The organism is Bacteroides sp. AM32-11AC (assembly GCF_003603515.1).
Taxonomy (GTDB): Bacteria; Bacteroidota; Bacteroidia; order Bacteroidales; family Bacteroidaceae; genus Bacteroides; species Bacteroides uniformis.
Map to the genome: position 1 here is coordinate 988 of NZ_QTNH01000034.1, position 782 is coordinate 1,769.

2 protein-coding genes are annotated in these 782 nt (G+C 39.0%); both read left to right on the plus strand.

Features of this window, described 5'->3' with window-relative positions:
* On the plus strand, positions 1-577 hold a 577-nt coding region (locus DW800_RS19445; RefSeq protein WP_207814349.1), incomplete at its 5' end, for a hypothetical protein.
* 10 nt (positions 578-587) lie between these two features.
* Complete coding sequence (locus tag DW800_RS20070; protein WP_256373170.1) at positions 588-710, plus strand: hypothetical protein; 123 nt, start codon at positions 588-590, stop codon at positions 708-710.
* The last annotated feature ends 72 nt before the right edge of the window (positions 711-782 follow it).

The window sequence follows — 782 nt, forward strand, 5'->3', positions numbered from 1 at the left end:
GACCCTCAAAAGTACAAGGATGATAGAGAAAGTAAAGTTATCAGAAGTGGCAACCGGCAATCCGGCATCACTTATTGGGTTAACATCCGGTCAAAGCTTGGCGCAAATGCCTATAGACCGTTTGCCAAAGACTGAGTATATCGCTATGGCATCGGGAACGGACAAATTACGATATACACAATTAAGGTATAGTACTACTTCAGGGGCAGGAAGCAGGATTCTTTTGATTGTCCCCATTTCCGGACTGACTGGTAAAATGGATGCAGCCGGAGTCTTGGGTAGCCTATATGTGTTAAGAGCTGGAATGGACTACATGCCTATGATGGTAAAAGCCGATATAATGCTGTTCCGTTCCTCTTCATTCCTTGTTAATGATATGAATGTAATGGGAGTAAGTGCCAATGGTCCTGTAAACTTTAAATTGGGACATTGTACTTATGAAGGGCAGTTATATCTTGCGGTTAAATTCAATACGAATTATTCTATAATAACTTGTTTTCAAGGATTCTACACGACAGATTGTGTATTCCGTAACGTTCTTGAAGAGAATGTTACGGACTGGACAGACTTACTATGAAGTTAAGGATATGATTGAGAAGATTGATATTAAAGATGCAAGCATTGCAGAAGAGGTTAGAAAGCAGATGTCTGTTGTAGGTAAAAAGGGATTATACCATGGAGTTCTGTTGCTGCTTTCTGCCTATACATAAGATAAACGCTGTATCCGTTGATGGTTCTTTAGAATATAACTCTTTAACAGATACAAATCTTATAAATGAAAC

Excerpts from the sequence above, each read along its gene's own strand:
- DW800_RS20070 (WP_256373170.1), top strand. The coding sequence starts at position 588 with ATGATTGAGAAGATTGATATTAAAGATGCAAGCATTGCAGAAGAGGTT.